At 45.7% G+C, this 21209-nt stretch carries 16 protein-coding genes; 3 read left to right on the plus strand and 13 right to left on the minus strand.

Annotation, left to right across the window (positions count from 1 at the left end; all coding sequences use genetic code 11):
* Positions 1 to 33: 33 nt before the first annotated feature.
* The 12 genes from HUU58_11515 to HUU58_11570 form a co-directional block, all read right to left on the minus strand.
* Positions 34 to 1071: a diguanylate cyclase gene (locus tag HUU58_11515; GenBank protein ID NUN46299.1), complete on the minus strand. Its 1038-nt coding sequence runs from the start codon at positions 1069 to 1071 to the stop codon at positions 34 to 36.
* A complete protein-coding gene (locus tag HUU58_11520) occupies positions 1068 to 3278 on the minus strand; it encodes a response regulator (GenBank protein NUN46300.1) in 2211 nt (736 codons plus the stop codon). The genes HUU58_11515 and HUU58_11520 overlap by 4 nt, the downstream gene beginning before the upstream one ends.
* A gap of 24 nt (positions 3279 to 3302) precedes the next feature.
* Entirely contained in the window at positions 3303 to 3683 is a 381-nt protein-coding gene (gene gcvH, locus HUU58_11525) for a glycine cleavage system protein GcvH (protein ID NUN46301.1), read from the minus strand.
* A gap of 60 nt (positions 3684 to 3743) precedes the next feature.
* On the minus strand, positions 3744 to 6155 hold the full coding sequence (locus HUU58_11530; protein ID NUN46302.1) for a tetratricopeptide repeat protein: 2412 nt from the start codon (positions 6153 to 6155) through the stop codon (positions 3744 to 3746).
* 20 nt (positions 6156 to 6175) lie between these two features.
* The gene (locus HUU58_11535) at positions 6176 to 7627 is read right to left on the minus strand and encodes a glycosyltransferase (GenBank protein ID NUN46303.1); all 1452 of its coding nucleotides are present in this window, start codon (positions 7625 to 7627) and stop codon (positions 6176 to 6178) included.
* A 125-nt stretch (positions 7628 to 7752) separates the two neighbouring features.
* On the minus strand, positions 7753 to 8280 hold the full coding sequence (locus tag HUU58_11540) for a hypothetical protein (protein ID NUN46304.1): 528 nt from the start codon (positions 8278 to 8280) through the stop codon (positions 7753 to 7755).
* Complete coding sequence (locus tag HUU58_11545; protein NUN46305.1) at positions 8277 to 9569, minus strand: sigma-54-dependent Fis family transcriptional regulator; 1293 nt, start codon at positions 9567 to 9569, stop codon at positions 8277 to 8279. The genes HUU58_11540 and HUU58_11545 overlap by 4 nt, the downstream gene beginning before the upstream one ends.
* A 1-nt stretch (position 9570) precedes the next feature.
* Entirely contained in the window at positions 9571 to 10140 is a 570-nt protein-coding gene (gene gmk, locus HUU58_11550) for a guanylate kinase (GenBank protein NUN46306.1), read from the minus strand.
* 180 nt (positions 10141 to 10320) lie between these two features.
* Complete coding sequence (locus HUU58_11555) at positions 10321 to 10734, minus strand: hypothetical protein (protein ID NUN46307.1); 414 nt, start codon at positions 10732 to 10734, stop codon at positions 10321 to 10323.
* A 53-nt stretch (positions 10735 to 10787) separates the two neighbouring features.
* A complete protein-coding gene (locus tag HUU58_11560; GenBank protein NUN46308.1) occupies positions 10788 to 11759 on the minus strand; it encodes a DUF1028 domain-containing protein in 972 nt (323 codons plus the stop codon).
* A 342-nt stretch (positions 11760 to 12101) separates the two neighbouring features.
* Positions 12102 to 13070, minus strand: a complete 969-nt coding sequence (locus HUU58_11565; GenBank protein NUN46309.1) for a hypothetical protein — start codon at positions 13068 to 13070, stop codon at positions 12102 to 12104.
* A gap of 69 nt (positions 13071 to 13139) precedes the next feature.
* A complete protein-coding gene (locus tag HUU58_11570) occupies positions 13140 to 14294 on the minus strand; it encodes a hypothetical protein (protein NUN46310.1) in 1155 nt (384 codons plus the stop codon).
* Between the two features lie 817 nt (positions 14295 to 15111).
* Between HUU58_11570 and HUU58_11575 the strand changes: the two genes are divergently transcribed.
* The 3 genes from HUU58_11575 to HUU58_11585 all read left to right on the plus strand — a co-directional run bounded on the left by HUU58_11575 (position 15112) and on the right by HUU58_11585 (position 20524).
* Positions 15112 to 17043: a M13 family metallopeptidase gene (locus tag HUU58_11575; protein ID NUN46311.1), complete on the plus strand. Its 1932-nt coding sequence runs from the start codon at positions 15112 to 15114 to the stop codon at positions 17041 to 17043.
* 116 nt (positions 17044 to 17159) lie between these two features.
* Positions 17160 to 17735 (plus strand): HNH endonuclease, encoded by a 576-nt coding sequence (locus HUU58_11580; protein NUN46312.1) that lies wholly within the window; start codon positions 17160 to 17162, stop codon positions 17733 to 17735.
* Positions 17736 to 17863: 128 nt separating this feature from the next.
* Entirely contained in the window at positions 17864 to 20524 is a 2661-nt protein-coding gene (locus HUU58_11585; protein NUN46313.1) for an insulinase family protein, read from the plus strand.
* Positions 20525 to 20542: 18 nt separating this feature from the next.
* Here HUU58_11585 and HUU58_11590 read toward each other — a convergent pair whose 3' ends face one another.
* Positions 20543 to 21184 carry an NAAT family transporter gene (locus tag HUU58_11590; GenBank protein ID NUN46314.1) on the minus strand — a complete coding sequence of 214 codons (642 nt, stop codon included), beginning with the start codon at positions 21182 to 21184 and terminating at the stop codon, positions 20543 to 20545.
* Positions 21185 to 21209: the final 25 nt, after the last annotated feature.

Raw genomic sequence — 21209 nt, forward strand, 5'->3', positions numbered from 1 at the left:
AACTCCTTATGGGAAAATTCGATATAAGCGGGATTACTTGCGGGCAAAAAATACATAGTCTTGATTTGAGCGGTTTTGCAATAAGGATCGTTCAAAAGCTTCGATGAGATCGGCTTCCGTGCGCACCCAGTCATGATTTAATCCGGTCAACGATATTTTTGCACGGATTCGGATTTCTTTTTTATCCAGTTCATTTATTTTTTCAGACGGAATAAGATCATCGTAAATGGGAAATGGGTATGCGGCTACGGCTTCCACGATCATACGCGCTTTGATCAACGCACTGTCTTCGGAAGTGTGCGTAAAAATAACGGCAAATTTACCGCCATCAAAACGCGTCACAATATCGGAATTACGGACGCTATTGACCAACAGGCTGGCCATTTCCTTAAGAATGACGTCGGCTTGCGGTACACCGTACTGTTCGTTAATGCCGCTATAGTTGACGATATCTACCATCGCCGCACTGGCTTCGGCTTTGTAGCGTTTGACCGCGCTGATTTCCTTATTGATGCGTTGGTGAAAATATTTACGATTGAAAAGCGCCGTGAGCGGATCCGTTACCGTAAGCGACTTCAGATGTTCGGTTTTTTCTTCGAGCTTATTATTTACTTTTTTTAGTTCTTCATTATGCTGTTGAAGCTCCGCTTTCATGCGATCAAGTTTGCTGACTTCCTGGAGCAAACTATCGTATAGAACTTTATTGCGCAGGAGTGCTTTTACTTTGATCGCCAGTTCACGCGGATCGTACGGCTGGATCACATAATCATCACCGCCTTTTTCAAACCCATGAACCTGATCAACAAACTCTTTAAGATTGGCCGTAACAAAAACAATGGGCAGATGCGCGGAAATTTTTCGAATACTTTCACAAATCTCAAATCCGTCAATGCCCGGCAAACGTACGTCCAGCAACATGATATCGGGATCGTGCGCCGTTACGGAGCCCAATGCATCTTCGCCGCTGTGCGCTTCAAAAAACACATACTCCGGCCGTTGCAACGTTTTGCGCAGGGAGTACACATGGTCGGGATTATCGTCAACGATTAAGATTTTATACGTGCGGCTCATGGTTTTGCGGCGTTACGCTCAGCCTCCATGATGCGGTGAATTTGCTCCAGTAATTTTTCGCGTGAGAATGCGCTTTTCTGGAAAATATAATAATGGTTACCTGAAAGTTTCCGATGATCTTCCTGCGTAAGTAATTTGCCGGTCAATACGAGTACCGGTAAATTTTGTGTGATCGGGTCACTCTGTAAACTCGATAAAACGGCAAAGCCGTCAATCTGCGGCATCATCAAATCAAGAATTACCAAGTCGTAGGATTTGCGTCGGGCCGCCTGGATGGCTTTTTCACCGCTGGTCGCGACCTCTGATAAAAAATCATCGCTCTCCAAAATTTCTTCGATCAGTTCGGCCTGTGACAAGTCGTCATCCACGATCAAAATTTTACGCAATCCCTTCATCTCCGTCAGCTTTTGAATGCGTTTCATAAACGCATCACGCTGTACGGGTTTTACCAAATAATCCGACGTACCGAGGCTGTATCCGAGTTTCTTATTGTCAATCATCGAAACGATGGCCACCGGAATATTTTTAGTATCGGGATTTTTCTTCAGTTCCTGCAGCACTTCCCAACCGTCTTTGCGCGGCATCATGATATCCAGAGTGATAACGTTCGGACGATATTGCGCAGATTTGACCAACGCCGTTTCGCCGTCTTGCGCGAAAAGAATATTGTAATGTTCTTCTTCAAAATATTTCCGAAACGCATACAACGTTTCTTTATCATCATCTACCAAAAGTACAGTTTTTTTAGCCGAATCGATCGCGCTGTCGGTTATAAGTTGGTCCGCTTCATCTTGCTTGCGGGTAAACATGGCCTCAATTTCTTGCGCACTAAACGGCTTGCTCGAGTCACCGCGTTTTTTGGCCGGAAGAATAAATTTGAATGTTGAACCTTTTCCGATTTCGCTTTCGACGGAAATTTTACCGCCGAGCAGCTCCACCATACGTTTGGTTACAGCAAGCCCCAACCCGGTGCCGCCGTATTTTCGGGTGGCCGAACCGTCGAGTTGCCGAAAGGGATCAAAAATTTTTTCGTAGTTTTCGCGATCAATGCCGATACCCGTATCAATTACCGAGAATTCGAGAACATCGGCAAATTTGGTGGGACGAACTTGCAATCGCACTTTGCCGTGCGGAGTGAACTTGATCGCATTGGATAAAAGATTGAGCAGTATTTGTTTGAGCTTATTTTCATCGGTGCTGTGAATGTCCAGTGTCTCATCAACATCCACTTCCATTTCCAGATTGGATTCACGCACCATCGGCAGAACGGTCATACGAATACTGTCGGCAAATTCACGAACGGCGTATTCTGCAAAAAATACATCCATTTTGCCGGACTCGATTTTGGAAAGATCCAAAATATCGTTGATCAAGGCCAGCAAATTTTTGCCGCTTTTTTCGATAATGCGAATTTGTTTTTCCTGTTCCTCGGTCAATTCACCGTCCATACGCGCCAGCAGAATGCTTGATAACGCCATGATGGAGTTAAGCGGCGTACGCAGTTCGTGGCTCATATTGGAAAGAAACTGGGACTTAAGCTGGTTGGCTTCGACGACATCGCGTCGCATTTCCTCAAGGCGGCGGTACGCATTTTCGAGTTCCTGATTTTTTTCTTCAAACTCGAATTTCTTCTTTTCTATATCACGGTACACGACCGCAATATGCCGTTCATACGTGACATCACGAAATTTCCAAAGGCGACCGACGATTTTTCCCCGTTCATCGGGTATCGGTAAAATCTGTCGGAGAAAAAAACGACCCGACATGTGTGTGAATTCGATTTCATCCGACACGATGTAGTTTTCGTTGTCAATCAGGTCACGTTCTTTAGTAAATCGTTCCGCCTCGCGGACCAGTGATGTAAATCGCATCACTAAATCCGATTCTTTCCATGACGTCAGTGTCGGTTCGTCCGCATTGAACAAATCGCAGAACTTGGCATTCACGGCTACGATACGACGTTGATGATCAATCACCAATATGCCGGATGCCGCCGAATCCAATAATGCGCGAATCATCGGTGTGATGACCGACGAAGGCGTCTTTTGTGCTGAAAGAATTACGGAGGAAGAAGAGCGGGGCTTGCTTTTTTTAGTCGCTGTAGTTGATTTCTTTTTGGATTTTGATTGCACGGGCTTTGCCGTACGCGAGGCCACGGTCTTTTTGGAAGATCGTTTTTTGAGCGACGTTTTTTTTCTAGATTTCATAGTGCAAAGCCGTGTGAAGTCCGATTAATGCGCTGTTGATTCGCGGTATTTATTTGCCGATAAAAGACTTGATTTAGCGCTCATATCGGAAACTTTGATTTTTACAATCCAACCGTTACCGTACGGATCGCTGTTTATTGTTTCGGCTTTGTCGGCCAGTACGCCGTTTACTTCGATCACTTCACCCGAGAATGGTGCATACAGATCGCTTACAGTTTTTACCGCTTCGACGGAACCAAAGGGCTGACCTGCGGTAACTTTTTTGCCAACTTCAGGGAGCTCAAGAAAAATAATATCGCCTAATTCAGATTGCGCATAATCAGACACACCGACGGTAGCTATATCGCCTTCGAGACGTACCCATTCGTGGCTTGCTGCGTAAAGTAGTTCTTCGGGAAAATTCATGACAAGACTCCTATATAAACATTGATTCAGGGGGCAACGAAAATTACCAATCCACCATAACTAACCGACCAGCTGACTGCTCCAAAGGTACAGGCGCTTGAGTTCCAGCACTTTGCGATCCACCTTGGCATCGGTCGGATTTTTCATTTTCAGCATTTTGCAAACTTTATAGGACATACCAAACTGGCCCGCTTGTGCAAATTTTTCAACCATCTCCATCGTCGCATCTTGCGGGTTAATGTCTTCTTCGGTGATTTCTACTTCTTCAGTGACAACCTCCGCCTCTTCTTCAGCTGTCGCCACGGCGACCGGTTTTGCAGTTTCTTCTTTTACAGCTTCGACTACCGGTTTAGGCGTTTCCTGAACGACGGGTACTCTCGGAGGCGCTTCAGCAACAAGTGCTTTAGTTTCGACCTTCGGCGTATCTATTTGCTTCAGTTCCGTTACAAATGCTTCCGTCTGAGGCATCTCCGGTTGTTTGACCGGTTCTTCCACAGCTTTAATCTCAGGCGCCGGCTTCTCTTCCGTTTTTTCCGGAATGATTGCAGCCGGTTGTACAGCTTTAGGTACTTCCTCCGTGACTGCATCCAACCGCGCTTCCGCGCGCTCCGCTTCATCACTTAGGCCTGCAACATATGCGGCATAGGATATCGCGGGTTCTTCGTCGGTAATTACACTTTCCGTTGAGGCAACATTTTTCGGCGTTTGCTCTTCCAAACCTTCCATCATCTGATACGTCGCGTAATCAATCGTATCATCGCAGGTATCCAACCATCCGGCAAAGGCAGCAAAACGCATGACCTCATTATCATCATCCAGCAACGCTTCGTTGCGCTCTTCATCGCTTTCGACGCGTTCGAGGTAATCGCTATAACTCATCGGCGCGTCTTCTTCGTCGATAAAATCATCATCCGATGCAGCCTGGACTTTAGCCAAACGTTCCGTGATCGCGTCGGTTTCATCATCAGCGACGACGGATTCCTCTTCATCGTCTTTGAAAAGCGATTCTTCAAGATCGGCTTCATCTGTCAGTACATCCAGATAGTCTTTGTAAGACATTTCAAGATCATCCAGCGCCGCTTCTTGTTCTTCGGCTGTCAATATATCTTGATCGGCTACTTCGGAATAGGGTACGACTTCATTATCTTCAGCCGATGCTTTTTCAAAAAAGGCCGTCTCCTGTTCCGGCGTAATAAACACACCCGTATCTTCACCGCTGCCAAATGCCGAGTCCACATGACGATGAATGGTATCATCCTTATGTACTTCATGTTTGTAGTCGTCCGCTTTACGCTCAGGAGGCCGTTTGACGACTTTGGGCTGCGATGCGGGTTTTTCTTCGGGTTTGGGAATTTCTTTTTTAACAGATGGCGCCGTCGGCACTTCTTTGACAGCAGGTGTTTCGATTTTGGCGCGAATCTCTTCCGTTTTCTCTTTTGGACTTTCCGGAGCAACCTGTTTTTTGACAGTACCTCCGGCGGCGGCTATTTTTTTATCCAGCGCCGCACGATCCATGATCGCCGCACGACCGACCTTTTTCAGTTCCTGACGCTGCTTGAATTCAGCAAACGACACTTCTTCATCATCATAAAAATACAAAATGCCTTCGCTATCGATCCACGCTGCCGACGCTTTTAATGCTTCATCCACATCGGACGTTTCGGCCGCGGTTTGTGCGACCGTCGTTGATACTTCGCTCGCCGAATCCGAAATCAATTCATCACGTTTTTCTTCCAGCACCGGCTCTGCCAAGGGCTCAGATTTTACTTCCTCCGCGACCGGAACCGCTTTTTTCTTTGTCATTTCTTTGACGATAAGATCTTCGACCATTTCGGTCGGCATCTTCAGTTCTTCTTTTTCAGCCGGAGGTTCAAAGGAAGGTTGCGCTTTTGCTGCAGGTGTTTCCGCTGTCGGTGAAGGGCGTTCCGCGGATGAAACAGGTTTCCGAACAACGGAACGCACGCCGTCCTCGTCTTCTTCTTCAGAGCGCGAAGCCTTCAGTTTTTGATATTGATCTTTAAGGTCAACAAGCGATTGGATCAGTGCTTTATTAATCGGATCGAAGCGCAACGCCACGCGGTATTTTTGTACCGCAGAAACGACATCATCTTCTTCAAGTGCCAAATCACCGAGTAATTTATGCGCCGCTACGTGTGCCGGATGCGATTGGAGAAATTCACGAATATACTCCTGCGCCTGCTTTTTTTCACCGCGCCGGTAGTACGCCTTGGCCAAAATCAGGCGGGCCGTATCATAGTATGGAAATTTTTGTAGTCCGTCGGTAAGAATAGTTATCGCCTGATCGTACTGCCCCATGTCAAGGTACGCATCCGCAAGTTGTGCGAAGCGCACACTCTCCGGTTGATACGCCAGTTTGCTCTCAATCTGCTTGATCGCATCAATGAGCGTCACTTCAGCGAGAATCGCTTTATTGCCGACGGCGGGGACCGCCTGTTTTTCTGCTTTGGCCATAGGAAAAATTGATATTCGCGTTATGCCGAGGCTCGGTTGTCGTAAAAATGCTTCAAGGACAGGAATACCACCATCGAAAACCCGACAAGAATCCAAACGTTAAAAAAGATCATGCCGATGAAGTTGGCTTTTTCGGTATAGTAGTTGCGAATACCGACTACTAAAGATACCAAAATAAAAGCAAGAAACAACAATTCTATCAAAAAAAGTGCATCCAATTTCACGCCATGAAAACGTGTTTTTTCTTTGCGTTTCATCGTGCCCCATTTGGGGGTACGTACGAAGGACGACTTGATATCAAAAAAACCTTCGATTACGGCTTTTGCATTACTGATCGAAAGTCCGATACTTCCCATCATAAGCACCGGCAAAATAACCATCTTTTTCTTCCAGTTGGGGTTGATCATTTTTTCCGAGTAGAAGAAAAATATAAACAGACCCAACATACTGAGTACGAATACCGCCATAATGTCGAGAATAACATTAAAGCGTCCGTTTTCGTTGTGTAAAAACAAAATGGAAGAATTGAGCAAACACGAAATCACGACAAAAATGTACGAAAAATTGGCCGTGAGGTGAAAAAGCGATTGGATTTTGGTCCACATCGGCAGTTCGGCTTTCAGAATTTTCGGTACTAATTTTTTCGCCGTTTCCACCGAACCTTTGGTCCAGCGGAATTGTTGCGTTTTCAATGCATGGATACCTATCGGCAATTCGCCGGGCACCACAATATCATTCAAATAAACAAACTTCCATCCTTTGAGCTGCGCTCTGTAACTCAAATCCAAATCTTCGGTCAGCGTATCGTCGTGCCAATTACCGGCATCGGTAATACAGGATTTGCGCCAGATACCGCCGGTACCATTGAAATTAATAAAAAAGCCTGCACGGTTACGCGCCAACTGTTGAATCACAAAATGTCCGTTGAGCCCGATCGCCTGTGTTTTGGTGAGCATCGAAAAATCTTCGTTTAAATAGCCCCAGCGACTTTGCACCATACCGATCCGGGATTGGGAAAAATGCGGCATCGCTTTACGCAGGAAATCTTTTTCCGGAATAAAATCCGCATCAAAAATCGCGACAAATTCGCCGTGCGCATACTCCAGCGCTTCGCGCAAAGCGCCGGCTTTGTAACCTTTTCGATCCGTACGATGAAACAGACGAATCATGTAACCTTGCGCGGCCAAGCGTTCGACGCATGCCCGCGTCAGTTGGACGGTGTCATCCGTCGAATCATCCAGCACCTGAATTTCCAGTTTGTTTTTCGGCCAATCCAGCTGGCTGGTCGCCAAAATCAGCCGTTCGGCTACCGTACTTTCATTGAAAATCGGCAACTGAATCGTGATCACCGGAAGTTTTTCTTCCGGTAAGTGTACCCAGTCTTCTGACGGTTGCGGATGATCATCACGATGCTTCAAAAAATAATAAATCATGATGAAATTGTGCATGCTGAAAACAAACAGCACCGTCATACACGCGAGGTACGCGTAGAATAAGAAAGAACCTGCATCCATGGTAAAGAACATCTCGAGTTTAGGGTTTAGGGTATTAGGGTTTTTTAAAGGGTAAAAAAATTAGGGTTTTTTATTACTCATAATTACCAATCCGACGTAACCTTATTGATCACGTTCTGCGTCAGCATCTTGATCGCATCCTCCATTCCGTCGCTGCGTTTGCGGGTACCGGTGAGTGCGTAACGCCCCCATCCGGAAAATGTTTCTTCCCACATTGTTTTTTTCTCGCGGCGATTTTCAAATTTAATGATCGCCGTAATAGTGATCTTGTAATCCGATGTGGTAAACTGATTGCCGCTGCCTTCGAAGGCAAACACGATATCATCAACTTGGGTGATTTTTCCGCTCAGCACGGCATCGGCGGATTTGAAATCGGCTATGCGCAGGTTATTGTCGTCCAATATACCCTGCGTCAGACCGGTGGTGACTTTTTCGCGAATACCGGGTTCGGCCGTCAAATTATCGAACATCGGAACGGCGACGGTTTTCAGTTCACCAAGGTTGGCTCCGGTAAACGAATAGACGCATCCGATAAGACTGATCAGCAGTATGCCAAAGAACAAATATTTGAAATAACTTTTCATCGTTACATGTACCGGCTCGACGTTCACAGATCGAGATTGTACTCCTTGATCTTGCGATACAACGTGCGCTCGGACAGTCCCAGGGAACGCGCGGCGGCATTACGTTTGCCGTCAAATTTTTTGAGCGCCTTGATGATCATATCCCGTTCCAGATCGCTCAGCGAAAGACTGTCGCGCTCTTGCCCTTCGTCCACGTTATACACTTCCGTTTCAACGATCTTACCGTCGCGAGTTTCTTTGTCAAAGTGCGGTGCGTATCCGGCGTGCGGAAAATCGCTGCCGCCCAAAGGCCGCGGTACGTTGCCAAACTTAGCAACCAAAAAATGTTTGATATCATCCACATCCCGTTTCAGCGACAGAAGCGTTCTGTACAACAGTTCCCGCTCCGCTTGCTCCGGTGTCATATGTGTGGGAATCGGCAACATGGTATCGTCAGCGTCATTTTCAAACGCATCAATACCTTTAAAGTTTTCCAACTGCTTGGTAATATCTTCCGCCGTTACCGTTTCACCGCGCTTGATCGTAATCAGGCTTTCAACAAAATTCTTCAATTCGCGTACATTGCCTGGCCAGCGGTAGTTGACCATCATATCCATCGCTTCCGCGGTAAAACCGCGAAACTTGGCATACGTCTGCGCGCTATAATCATCGGTAAACCGCTTGATCAATACCGGTATATCCGCCCGCCGCTGACGTAGCGGCGGCATCGTAATGGTGATCGCTTTGAGACGATAATACAAGTCTTTGCGAAATTCACCACGGCGCACCATTTGTTCCAAATTGCGATTGGTCGCGCCGATCACACGCACGTCGCACCGCCGGACGACCGAACCGCCGACTTTTAAAAATTCACCGGTTTCAAGAACGCGCAAGAGTTTCACTTGCGTTTGAAGCGGCATGTCGCCGATTTCATCCAAAAATATTGTACCGCCGTTGGCGGTTTCAAAATACCCTTTACGCTCAGAAACTGCACCCGTAAACGCTCCGCGTTCATGGCCAAACAGTTCGCTTTCCAAAATACCCTCCGCGATGGCGCCGCTATTGACGATCACCAGCGGTTTATTGCGACGCGCACTCAACTGATGTATGGCTTTGGCCATCACGTCTTTACCTGTGCCGCTTTCACCGATCACCAGCACGGCCACATCCGACGGAGCGACCCGGCATACATCCCGAATGATGGTTCGGATGGTTTCTGATTCGCCGTAAAGCCCTATGCTTTCTCCGATTGAACGAAGGTTCTTTTCGATCTCCGTTTCGTTACTGTTCAGAACGAAACTGCGGAGTTGATCGTTATGTGCGGTATCAGCTGGCATATCAGCGACGGATGATATCCAAAATTTCGTTGGCAGCCCGTTCGATGGTATCATTGACCACAACGTGATCAAATAAATGCGCGCGATCCATTTCCTCTTGCACGCGCGCCAAGCGTATTTTCAACGTTTCTTCTGTTTCTGTACCACGGGACATAAGACGCTTACGCAGCTCATCCATAGAAGGCGGTTTAATAAATATAAGTACCGAGGTCCCTCCGTATGATTTTTTTACGTTGAGCGCGCCATTGACATCCAGATCCATGATCACGTTACAACCCATTCGGAGATCCGGTTCGACGGCCATACGTAATGTCCCGTAATAATTTCCGAAATGGTGGTCGTATTCCACAAAATCATCATTCTGTATGTGATCTTTAAATTCCTCTTCTGAAATAAAGTAATAATCTTTGCCGTCATTCTCACCTTCACGTTTGGCACGTGTCGTCGCCGAAATGGAAAATACCAACGTCGGGTCCATCTTGAGCAAGGTATTCTTAATGGCGGTCTTTCCTGTACCCGATGGAGCACTAAAGACGATCAGCTTGCCTTTGGATGATGAAAGATTAGCCATTTTTAAGTACTGACATTTTTACAGTTTATTACTTTACAATAAGCGGAAATATAGATTTTACTTAAGTTTAAGGCAAGAAATAAATTAGCAAAAATTATTATAGCACGGTTACGACCAAAACACTTCCCCGGTGTTCGGGTTGCTCAAAAATACAATAATTTGGTACTCGCTTTATATCTGTCAGGTACGAGGTATTTGTATGTAAGCGATACTATAGAAAACGAGCGGCAAGGTCATAAATGTCAGCGGTGCAGCAAAAAAATACATGGTGCATATTCCCGTGGCTATCGCCATACCGGCTATATTGATCTTCAAAACCCCGCGCATCACTTCTATCCGATCGGTCATCCGTGAAGCGATAAAAAGATTTAAAACGGCGACAAACAAACAAAAAAGCGCGAAAAACAAACTAAATCCGTTTTGAAAATCCATCAGTGAACGTGAACTACCCATGATTTCAAATTTATAATTTTGAGCCAGTTCAAATAGTTGTTTTTCGGTTTCGTTGGCCGGTATTCGTTCCTGAAAATGACCGAGCAGGTGAATAAAGGTCGTAGACAGTAGGATATAAGAACCTATTTTGAAGAATTTCATACGACTGAGCTTCCTTTCTATACTTAAAAACGATTATCGCCAGGGATCAAAAACTATTGTGAAAGAATAGATTTAAATTCCTCCGGTTTGACTGTCAGCAAACCCACACCCGGTAAACGTTCCGTGAGAATACGCCAATTATTATCCTTGGCGAATATTTTTTTGAACATCGGGAGCGCATCGTTCATTTTACCGGCGTTGGCCAGTGCGACAGCATGCCAGTATTGCATTTCAAGGTTATCGGGAAACATTTTTTCAGCACCACCATACAGAGCCATCGCCTTGTCCATTTCGTGGTGCTCGATAGCCAAATCACCTTTATTCATCAGTTCGTAAGCGCGATACATTTTGAGAAGGCGGCGTATTTCGAGAACCGGCTCGGCATGATCTTCAACGCGTAACTCAATCATCCGGTCTTCCCAAATTTTTCCGGTAGCTTTCGCCTTAACGACAAGAATGGCGGCGGACTGTTTACCGCGAATATCGCCTCCGACGCTTTGCCCGGCTTCCAGTGCGGCAACCATCCGTTCGGCGAGCGGCCCCTGCGCTTCCTTAAAAGCTTTATGCATCGCCGGCCATACTTTGTCATTGAGCATCAGATTCGCCTGAACTGAAAATTGTTCGCCTAACGCGTGACCGGCTGCGGGAATACACTTTTCGCCCGTGTGAGCGGCAACATTTCCTTTGGCATCTACGATAGCCAATTGGCGAACGGCACGCCCTTCGTCGGAATCAATTAACATTTTAAGTACTTCCTGCGCCGTTTTGCCTTGCTTCAGGAGTTCCAGACCGCGCGGCCCGAACGACGGATTGACAAACGATTGTGTAGCGATCGCACCGACACCGGCCTCCGCCCAAGTCACAAGCGATCCGACGGAAAACCAATTGGACTGCACCGCGACGCCCATATCACCGGTTTCGGGATCGCGCGCGACGATCGAATACGTGTGCACGAGACGATTTTCAGGTATGATCTGCGCAACCAACGACGATGTCATAAAATAAATAAAAAATATTTTTCTCATACACACTCCATGTGAAATGGTCTATTTATAAAAAACCTGATAATTGTATAGACATCAGTCAGCCGTTCCCACAAAACCAGAAACCATCAAATTTATCCGTAGTTCGTCACTCAAAAAGGCGGTTTGAGATCAGAACGGTGATGCGATCAAACTAATCGCGTTTATAGAATTACAATACCTCATTGGCTCACCGAATGAGCCTAAATGTATCAGTGCCGGTTTACATGCGCAAGAATAAGGTGCTTTTGTTTGAAAAAAAATAAACCCCGCTACTCTTAGCGGGGAAATTCATATTTCATAAATCGCCATAGTACGTAACGTAAAGCCGAGCACTACCCTATGTCAATCGCAAGTGCATGAATCGGGTTTCATTTCGATAACAAAACTAATAGTATCCGATAACGTATAGGCTCCGAAATATCCGGCTATCTTGCGACCGTCTTCATCGGTGATATTTGACCTGTATGTGATCGGAGCATTGTATCTCCAATACGTAAGCGAATCAAATAAATCATATGCGAACCCTGTAGTTTCGCGCATGCCCCATGCCCGGGTCAGTATCGTATCCATCGCCATGGAGACATACCACGGTATCACATCATATACATCACCTGGAACGCATTCATTTCTTTGCGCGGCTAACCCTGACTTATTTTTTGATTGTAAAAACACAAGATCTTGGTCGTTGGGGTCAAGAGGATAAGGCGTTCTGAAACGATAAATGTATGCGCCTGAAACCTCCGGGCCCGACATCGAAGCCGACGCTGCGCAAAGCGGAGAAACCGGAGTTTGTTTTTTAGGATAAACCGTGATAGTATCGCCGGATAGAGGGATAGTGATCGTGATATTGTCCGGTACGCGTACGGTCGCCTTGTACTCCTTGCCATGCGGGCGCGTCACACGGAGCGAACACACCTCCAGCGCCGATATGTGCAGGGCATTGGCCACATCCCGATAGGTGCCTTTGCCCACATGCTCAAGCTCTACGGTCGCGCCTCCGGCGGTCATATAGACTTTGGCATCGTCGTGGTATGTAAGTACGCCACGGTAGTCTTCCACATAAGCTCTAAGCTGGATCTGCATCGTAAAGTCGAGCAGATTGGCGGCATCGGTCGAATCCGGATAGACAGCCAGTAATCGTCCTACAAATACTTCGATGGGATATTTACGGTCTTCATCCGGTACAGCATGGGCGATGATAAGATCATAGTCTTTATCCAGACGACCGTCATAAGGCTTTTTTTTATCCTCCGAACATCCTGCGCACCCATAAAATACCCAAACGATAAAGAAACCGAAAAAAAATTTCATAACAACTCCGTAAATAAAACCCTATCCGGTTTTTAGGCCGGATAGGGTATAAAGCGTGCGTTCAATAGCTCATTGATACGTGATCATCTTGATAGTCCAGTCCATGTGTTGGAGTGCACCGCCGTTGGCGTTTACAGTCTGAATAAAGATTGCGCCATTGTCCGTACGAGCATTCAATGTGCGCAGATTGATGCTTTTGATGGCTCCTTTTTCGTAACGATCGTCATTGAGACTTCTCCGCTCCTGAACATAATACGCCGAGTTTTCCTGAATTTTTTTGGTATTATCCGTCATATCGTAATAGTCTGTCGCTAATGTGCTGATTGTACCCGCTTGCTGATCCCGATTATATTTACCCGCGATATTATCCTCTATATAGTCGCCTGAGCTCCAGTCTGCTTCTATGGCGACCATACGGACGCTGTCGGTAAGATTATCCACGCGTACCAATGCAATTTCCTGATCTTTAAGCGTTGTATAAGTCAGTTTAGAGTTTACATCCGGATAATATCGTGAAGCTCCTCCGGCATCAGGACGGGTCATACCATTAAAAATATGATTCGTTGTACCGTTGAAGTAACTATTGATGGGATCCGACCCATCGGAAAAATAGACTTCAAATTCCTCGTAACTTTCGTCACTCTTGTATTTGAGATTCACAGCCCTGAATCCGAAATAAACACCGGGAACAATATTTGTTTTGCCAAGCGCCACGTTATTATCGTAGGCATAGTTGACAAAGAAAATAAGATTTTCGGTAGAATTATTGGGGTCAAGCGTGACGGTCGTTTCTGTAAGCGTGCCTTCATTCATATAGTAAGCCGGGATTTCCAATACAGGTAAACCGTCTATTTCTTCTTCAGTTTCCTGTCCGAAATGAAATACATCAGGATCAAGGCTTACATAGTAGGAGCCTTCATCAAATTTTTTGGCGAGACCATCTATTTTTGAGTTATGATAAAGCTCGATTTCAACCGGTTTGCCGTTGGCGGAAACTTTTGAAAGAGATCGATTGGCGGTAATTTCGCTTAACCTGACCGATCCATTCTTAAGCATAGCCAAATTTTCGGCAGTAACCCAGGATGGATCCTGTACAAGGCCCTTTGCCACTTCTTCCAGTCCGGTGCGGGATGCACGATCTGTTTCTATTGATGTTTCAGTATTTTTTTCCGAACAAGAAATCGTAAAAAAAACAAATCCTAACCATACAAATAACTTCTTCATAAACACTCCATAATTACGAGAACAGTTGCATAAACGTCCTTTGCGTTTTATATTGCACTGGGGAAGGACATATTACTTTGTTTCTTTGTACCTGCCTAGGGTTCAAGACGGTAATATCGTTCTTCCCTTTTTTGTTCTCAGGTTAAACATAATCTTCAATTTCAGGCGTAAGACTTTATGTAATGACATATATGCCGTTACAGTTTACGCGTAAGTAATTTTATTAGGTAAAATCAAATGATGAAGAAAACAACCACCCCCCTTTTGGCGAAATCATTATCTCAATGCAGTTCTATATTATTCTTTCACGTCAAGAATAGAATAGAATAGAATAGAATAGAATAGAATAGAATAGAATAGAGACAATAATCCGAAATAAACGCATATTACTATAGAAATTTTTTTTCATCAAGTCAATGATTTTTATCACTCTAAAATTTATCCATTGCATTAAACTTCACCAAAATATAGATAGCTATAATTTTTTATATTTTGTTATATCAAAGCAAAAAAACGCCGTTGATATCGAAAACGTCATACCAAACCATAAATAAATATGTATCAGCGCAGGTTTACATGCTCAAGAAAAAGGCGTGTTTTTATCGCCTGAATTTTATACTATAATTTTTTGCATTTATCTCGCTCTTTACCTACTATTGTTCGCCTAAAAAATTACATCCATAATAATCGGAGTAAACCCTTTATGCGAACGTTACGTTTCTTTATGCATGCATTGTTATGTATAACCGCGCTGTCCTATATCGCCTGCGCTGATAAAGCGCCGACGATCAAAGGCAAAACCATCGAAGCAGAAAACTTGGACACTACGGTTGCGCCGTGTAATGATTTTTATCAGTACGCCAACGGCGGTTGGTTGAAAAACAATCCCATTCCGGCTGCATTCAGCCGCTGGAGCAGCTTCAATGAATTAGCCGATTTTAATACGACGGCACTGCGCGGTTTATTGGAAACCGCAGCCAACGATAAAAACGCTCAGAAAGGTTCCAACCAACAAAAAATCGGCGATTTTTATTATACCGGTATGGATAGCGCCGGCATCGAAGCTGCCGGATTAAAATCTCTGGCATCGGAATTTGCACGCATTGACGGTATCAAAGACACCAAAGACCTAGCCGTCGTGTTATCGTATTATCATCAGTTGGCGATGGATCCGGCGTTTAATGTTTTTGTCGGACAAGACGATAAAAACAGCACCATGATGATCGCAAACGCGTACCAGGGCGGACTCGGTTTACCCGATCGCGATTATTACACCAAAACGGATGAAAAAAGTAAAACCATTCGTTCGGCCTATGAAAAATACATCGCAAAACTTTTAACTTTATCCGGCATGGACGAAAAATCATCCGTCAAAGCCGCGTCGGCGATCATGGGAATCGAAACGCAATTAGCTAAAGCCTCCATGACCCGCGTCGAACAACGTGACCCTAATGCCGTGTACCATAAGATGACGGTTGAGGAATTGGAAAAAACGGCTCCCAATTTCATGTGGAAAACTTATTTTGAGGGCCTCGGTCTTTCCGCAATGAAAGACCTCAACGTCGCCCAACCCAATTTTTTCAAAGAACTCAGTGGCATGATCCAATCGGTATCCATCGCCGATTGGAAATCTTACCTTCGTTTTCACGTACTGAACTATGCCGCACGGTATATGAATTCAGATTTTGTGAATGCCTCGTTTGAATTTCATGGAAAAACGCTGACCGGACAAAAAGAAATGCAACCGCGCTGGAAACGTGTCAGCAACGTCACCGATCAATCGCTCGGCGATGCGCTCGGCCAGGTCTATGTTGAAAAATATTTTCCTCCCGCGTCAAAGAAAAAAGCGCTCACGATGGTTAACAATGTAAAAGAAGCTTTCCGTGATCGCCTGATGAAACTGAACTGGATGAGCGACAGCACACGCCAGAAAGCGCTCGCCAAGTTGAATACCTTTGTTGTGAAAATCGGTTACCCGGACAAATGGAAAGATTATTCGACTCTCGAAATCGACAGGCAATCCTATCTCGGCAACGTCATGCGCGCACAACAATTTGAATTCAAACGATTACTGGCGCAAGTCGGACAACCCGTGGATCGCAATCGCTGGGGCATGACACCGCCGACCGTCAATGCGTACTACAATACGGGTATGAATGAAATCGTTTTTCCCGCCGGCATTTTACAATATCCATTTTTTAATCCCGATGCCGACGATGCATTTAACTATGGTTCGATGGGCGCCGTAATCGGTCATGAGATCACACACGGATTTGATGATCAAGGCAGCCAGTATGACGCCGAAGGCAATCTCAAAAACTGGTGGTCCCAAGAAGACCGTAAACAATTCGAATCCCGTGCTGACCGCGTAGTGAAACAATTTGACGGTTTTCTCGCGATCGACTCCATGCATGTTAACGGTAAACTCACGCTGGGAGAAAATATCGCCGATCTCGGCGGGCTGTCCATCGCTTACGATGCCATGATCAAAGCTCAAAACGGAAAAACACCGGCTAAAATCGGCGGGTTCACTGCGGAACAACGGTTCTTCCTCGCTTGGGCACAGATATGGCGAACCAACACACGCGACGAACGCCTGCGTCTGATGATCAACACCGACCCCCATTCGCCCGGAAAATTCCGCGTCAACGGTCCACTCGAAAACATGCCGGAATTCTACAAAGCCTTCGGATGCAAAGAAGGCGACGGTATGGTAAAAACCGACAGCAGCCGCGCACAAATTTGGTAAATAAAAAATATAACAAGAGGTGAGTAATATTATTCACCTCTTGTTATCTATATAGATTTTTATTAGTATCCGTTACCGTCTATTATTTTTTTATAAACGAAAGGTCTTGAATTCTGATGGAACAACACCACGATACTATCGTGGGGGAGATTTGGAAACAATTGAGGGAAAATCCGACGTATTTTATCAGTAACATGGGTCGGGTAAAAAGTTTTAACTATGATAAAGTCAATGGCCGTATTCTGAAACCGCGTATCTCCGGTAAAGGCCATTATGTAGTCAGCTTCCGCAAGTACAACATCAAACAGAGCGTTTACATTCATCATCTCGTCGCGCGCTATTTTTTGCCGCCACCATCACCCGATCAGAAATTAGTTTTTCACATCAACGGCGATCATACCAATAATCAAGCGACCAACTTGATGTGGGGCACGCACAAAGATCATCTATTACGCTCTTCACAAAAAAATCCGCGCGTGCATTATTATTTCTTTGCAAATCGGGCATCGCGCTACGATACTAGCAAAATAACAGCCGCCGACGCCGAAGATATTCGCAAAATGCTTAAAAACGGCGTAACCGGACGTCGTATTGCCAAAATGTACGGTATCAGCGAGATGCAGGTAACGCGCATTCGTCGTTTTGAAAATTGGAATCCCGATAAAAAGAATGTTCAACCTTTGGCATCGTAAGACAATATCTTACATTCGTTAAAAAGCGCGGTCGCATCCGCGCTTTTTTTTTGCGTTGAAAATATGATCCCGTTTAGAGATACTCATTCACAACTTATTTGAAAACTAATACGCGAGCGATAAAATCCATGATCGATATTCCTTTCGAAAAACACATTCTGGACAACGGATTGACTGTAATTTTACATGAAGATCACAAAGCACCCGTTGTCGCGGTGAATGTGTGGTATCATGTCGGATCTAAAAACGAAAAACCGGGTAAAACGGGTTTTGCGCATCTTTTTGAACATCTGATGTTCAACGGCAGCGAGCACATGGATGTGGATTATTTTCAGGTCATGGAAAATATCGGTGCCACGAATCTGAATGGTACCACCAACGAAGATCGCACCAATTACTTCCAAAACGTACCGGTATCCGCATTGGATATAGCATTATGGATGGAGTCTGATCGTATGGGCCACATGGTCGGCGCGATCACGCAAGCCAAGCTTGACGAACAGCGCGGTGTGGTACAAAATGAAAAACGTCAGGGCGAAAATGAACCGTATGCCGTCGAAGAAGAATTGATCGTGCAAGCCACATGGCCGGTCGGTCATCCTTATTCATGGACCGTCATAGGTTCTATGGAAGATCTGGATCATGCTTCGCTGGAGGATGTCCATGCTTGGTTTCGTAATTATTACGGCGCAGCCAATGCGGTGCTTGTCATCGCCGGCGCCATAGATCCCAAAGATGCTTTGGTACGCGCTAAAAAGTATTTTGGTGAAATACCCTCCGGGCCCCCCGTTTCACGATACAAATCATGGATCGCCCGTCGCAGCGGACACCAACGCGCTGAAACCCATGATCGTGTGCCGCTCGCCAAAATCACCAAAGTATGGAATATTCCGGAATGGGGCACGACCGAAGCTCATCATTTGGATCTGATCAGCGATATCCTCGGCAGCGGAAAAAATTCACGTTTGTATAAACGTTTGGTATATGATGAAATGCTAGCCACCGATGTCAATGCGTACGTGGATTTGCGTGAAATCGCAGGTCAATTTACCATCACGGCCAAAGCACGCCCCGGAATAGACATCACTCAATTGGAAAAGGCCATAGATGAAGAATTAGTCAAACTATGCACGGAGGGTCCTTCCGAAAAAGAACTCACACGTGTACGCACACAATTTTTTGCAGGATTTGTGCGCGGTATCGAACGTATCGGCGGATTTGGCGGCAAATCGGATATATTGGCGCGTGGGGAAATTTTTAGCGGTAACCCTCAAGCCTACAAAAAAAACATGCGCGATGTCGAATCCGTTACAACGGAAATGCTTCGTGATACGGCCCGGCATTGGCTAAGCGACGGTGATTATACTTTGACAACCAAACCGTTCCCGGAATTCCGAATAACCGACGCCGCGGCAGATCGCAATCGGTTGCCGGAAGCCGGTGTTCCGCCTGAAGTTCGTTTTCCGAAAATGGAACGTCATACTTTGGCCAATGGTCTTAAAATCATTTTAGTACCACGGCATTCCGTTCCCGTTATCAATATGAGCCTCGTGCTTGATGCGGGATATGCGTCGGACGCTTTATCCATTCCCGGAACCGCAAGCCTTGCTATGGCCATGCTTGATGAAGGTACAGCCGGCCGCTCCTCTCTCGAAATCAGCGAATCATTAGCCATGTTGGGCAGCACACTGACGACCGGTTCATCACTGGATGTCTCCACCGTCAATCTTTCTACTTTGAAAAATAATCTCTCGCCGTCGTTAGACATTTTTGCCGATGTGATTTGCCATCCTATGTTTCCTGAACAAGACTTCCTTCGTCTCCGTGAACAGCAGCGCGCCGGTATTCGTCAGGAAAAATCTTCACCCGTGCCGATGGCTTTGCGCGTATTACCGCAATTGCTCTACGGACCATCGCACGCGTACGGCATACCTTTTACAGGCTCCGGTACGGAGTCGGCACTTGATCGCATCACGCGTGACGATTTAAAACGGTTTCATCAAACATGGTTTCATCCCAATCACGCCACGTTGATCGTGGTCGGCGATACCACAGCGGATGTAATAATACCATTGATTGAAAATAAATTGAAGGCATGGCAAAGCGGCACAACACCGCAAAAAAATGTAGTGTCGGTAAAGATACCCGATGCGCCTGTGGTATATCTGATGGACCGGCCGGGTTCACAACAGTCCACGATTTTTGCAGCACACATCGCGCCGCCGACTAATAATCCGGATGAAATCGCCATTCAAACGATGAATAATATTCTCGGCGGTGATTTTACTTCGCGTATCAATATGAATCTACGTGAGGACAAACATTGGGCTTATGGCGCTTTCAGTTTTCTGTGGGACGCACGCGGGCAACGTCCGTTTATCGCCTATGCACCGGTACAAAGTGATAAAACCAAAGAATCCGTCGCAGAAATACGAAAAGAAATATCCGATTTTATTACGATAAAGCCGCTGTCTGAAGAAGAGTTTATGAGAACACAATCCAATCAAGTACTGCAACTGCCGGGTACTTGGGAAACGAATAACGCGGTATTAGGTTCGCTTCAGCAGTTAGTCCAGTACGGATTTAACGATGATTATTTTGATCATTACGCACAATCGATCCGAAATCTTTCATCCGCGGATGCCCGAAAGGCGGCGCAATCGTTATTGAAACCGGATCATCTTATTTGGGTGATCGTCGGTGATCGCAAACAAATCGAAAATGAAATTCGTTCCCTCAATATGGGTGTTATCCGATATATAGACAGCGACGGAAATGTATTAGAATAACACAAGCGGCTTTCTGTTTCATCCGACCGTTTGCATCATGCGTACGACAAACGGTTTGATACCGGCGAAGAAAAATTCGACGGCGATAACCATGATGATAAGGCCCATCAGGCGCATGAGGATTTTATTTCCGGTTTCACCGAGAATATTTACGAAACGACTTGCGCCTAAAAGCCCGATCAAAGTGATCAGGCAGATGAGCAATATTACGCCGAGCAAAACAGCTTTCATTTCAAACGTCTTGGCATCTTCCATTAAAACGATGGACGTCGTGATCGCTCCGGGGCCGCAGATCATGGGGATTCCAAGCGGTGTGATCGATATATCTTCCACGTACGATTTGACCGATTCTTCGTCGATTTCGACACGGCTCAGGCGCGCCTGAAGCATCTCATATCCCATCATAAAAAATATCACGCCGCCGACCACGCGAAAACTATCCACGGAAATTCCAAAAAATTTGAAAAGCAATTGCCCTGACAAAGCGAAGCCGACCATACTGATAAACGCCACCAGCACGGCCTTGCGAGCCGTGCTGTTCCGATGCGCGGCATCAAGATCCGCCGTCATCGTCAGAAAAACCGGCATCACACCCAGCGGATTGATCACTGAAAAAAAAGATGTAAAACATAAAAGACCGAAAGCGATGAGTTCGTACATGCGGCAATAGCCTTTACGTTAATTT

This window comes from bacterium (genome assembly GCA_013360215.1).
Lineage (GTDB): Bacteria > CLD3 > CLD3 > SB21 > SB21 > JABWCP01.